Raw genomic sequence first — 1,771 nt, 5'->3', positions numbered from 1 at the left:
TGAATGCCGTCGAGACTGTATGCGAGACCGTATGAAAGCTGCGGCGGCAAAACGATGCCGAATGAGACGTATCCGTGAGTGATGAGCTTGATGTTTTGAAGTCTGTGACCGCAAGCTTACAGACAGCCATGAACGATACGGCCCCCGAGGTCGACGAGCGGTTCCGGGCCATGCTGATGGCGCGTACCGGTGAAGAACGGCTGATCATGGGATGTGCCATGCGGGATTCCGCGAGAATGATCGTGGAAGCCTCTTTGCGGGCGGACGATCCTCAGGCGACGGTGCAGACGATTCGCAAAGGCCTCTTTCTCCGCTTTTACGGGCATGAGTTCGATGCCGACACCCGCGCCAAAATCCTCGCCGCCATCGACCGAGCAGCCCATCCCACCAGTCGGTAAGCTCCAACGGGCACACCCTTCGACAAGTTGATCTCGACCAAGCTCACCCAGACAGGACAAGCAGGGCAGGCTTCTTTTGCTTGGATAGAAAACGTGATTTCTCTTAAGAAAACGGGTAAGCTGCGGCGGCTTTTCTGCTTCGGCATCTGTCATCGAAATGGTGGTTTGGCGGTATGAGCTATAACGAAGCTGAAACCCGCTTTTATCTGATCGATCCGATTCTTCGTGGAAAAGGATACAACGAGCACTGGAAGCTCAAGCTAGAAACTCCTGCCCCAGTTGAACCCACCGGAGCCAAAGGCCGATGCCGTCCTGGCGCGGGACGCACTGATTATTTACTCTGCGTCCATATCGGCACGATGCTCAAGCCACTTCCGATTGCGGCATGGGAACTTGCCGGATTAGCGCTCCAACGTGGTGGAAATCGTATCGCATCCCAACCCTGTCCTGCAGGTGCTGGGTCGTAAACGATTGAGAAAGAATCATCGCGATGACGTTCCATTTTTCTCGGCACGTGCTTGAAGAAATAGTCAAGCGTAAAATACCACAGCAGCTTGTAGAGCATACTCTCCATGCGCCGGAACAAAAGGCCCGTGAAGTAGACGATATTACGTGCTACCAGTCGCGAGTAGAGATTGGTGGAAAGACATACTTGTTACGCGCTATGGTCAATGAAACGGTACATCCCGCTGTCGTAGTCACGGTATACCGGACCAGCAAGATCAGGAAATACTGGAGGAACCCATGAAGGTGAAATACGACGAAGAAGTGGACGTGCTCACGATCGAATTCAGTGATGCTCCGGTTGAGGAGAGCGACCAAGACAAGCCCGGAGTCATTCTGGACTACGACAAGGATGGGAACATTGTCGGTATGGAAATTCTCAATGCCTCGAAACGAGTGCAGAATCCAAAATCCGTCGAATACGCGATTGCCTAGGTGTCGTTTCCGAATAAGTGAGATGTGCATCCACAAGTGAGAAAACGGGGCGGGGAGTGATGATTCGCTCCGCCACATCAAATAACGTGGATATTCAGGAATACTTGCAGCTGATTCCAGCCGTCAATGCCGTCTGGTTGACCTACGACGCCGAGGCCGACACTCTATACGTCAATTACAAGAAGCCTAGTCATGCCACTGATAGCGAGATGACCGATGAAGATGGCATCATCCGCTATGAAGGAGATGAGGTCATCGGCTTTACCGTGATGCAGCGAGCGACTCAAGAAGTCGGCCTAGACTTAGCTGGTGCACGGTATCTTCCGGTTCATCACTCACAGTCTTGCCATGCCGGTTCTCGATCTCGGCTCAGACCTGCCGCCTTCTTGCGATGCCTTGGAGCAACATAGGAAACAATCGTGTGTTATAAGAAA

General features: G+C 52.6%; 5 protein-coding genes. All 5 read left to right on the top strand.

From position 1 onward, the window contains the following. Positions 1-74 precede the first annotated feature (74 nt). Entirely contained in the window at positions 75-398 is a 324-nt protein-coding gene (locus tag ACOSYY_RS00980; RefSeq protein WP_421660367.1) for a hypothetical protein, read from the top strand. Positions 399-571: 173 nt separating this feature from the next. Continuing rightward, a complete protein-coding gene (locus ACOSYY_RS00975; protein ID WP_421660366.1) occupies positions 572-865 on the top strand; it encodes a hypothetical protein in 294 nt (97 codons plus the stop codon). Positions 866-888: 23 nt separating this feature from the next. Further along, complete coding sequence (locus ACOSYY_RS00970; protein WP_421660365.1) at positions 889-1,146, top strand: DUF4258 domain-containing protein; 258 nt, start codon at positions 889-891, stop codon at positions 1,144-1,146. Beyond that, entirely contained in the window at positions 1,143-1,337 is a 195-nt protein-coding gene (locus tag ACOSYY_RS00965) for a DUF2283 domain-containing protein (protein WP_421660364.1), read from the top strand. Before ACOSYY_RS00970 ends, ACOSYY_RS00965 begins: the two co-directional genes overlap by 4 nt. A 59-nt stretch (positions 1,338-1,396) precedes the next feature. Next, on the top strand, positions 1,397-1,747 hold the full coding sequence (locus tag ACOSYY_RS00960) for a DUF2283 domain-containing protein (RefSeq protein ID WP_421660363.1): 351 nt from the start codon (positions 1,397-1,399) through the stop codon (positions 1,745-1,747). Positions 1,748-1,771 lie beyond the last annotated feature (24 nt).

It is taken from the genome of Nitrospira sp. BLG_2 (genome assembly GCF_049222245.1).
Note: the sequence above shows the minus strand (reverse complement) of the source record. Positions and strands in the feature narration are given on the sequence as shown.

What these genes read in the sequence shown, in the direction of transcription:
- ACOSYY_RS00975 (WP_421660366.1), top strand. Translation starts at nt 572, where the DNA reads ATGAGCTATAACGAAGCTGAAACCCGCTTTTATCTGATCGATCCGATT.
- ACOSYY_RS00970 (WP_421660365.1), top strand. Translation starts at nt 889, where the DNA reads ATGACGTTCCATTTTTCTCGGCACGTGCTTGAAGAAATAGTCAAGCGT.
- ACOSYY_RS00965 (WP_421660364.1), top strand. Translation starts at nt 1,143, where the DNA reads ATGAAGGTGAAATACGACGAAGAAGTGGACGTGCTCACGATCGAATTC.
- ACOSYY_RS00960 (WP_421660363.1), top strand. Translation starts at nt 1,397, where the DNA reads ATGATTCGCTCCGCCACATCAAATAACGTGGATATTCAGGAATACTTG.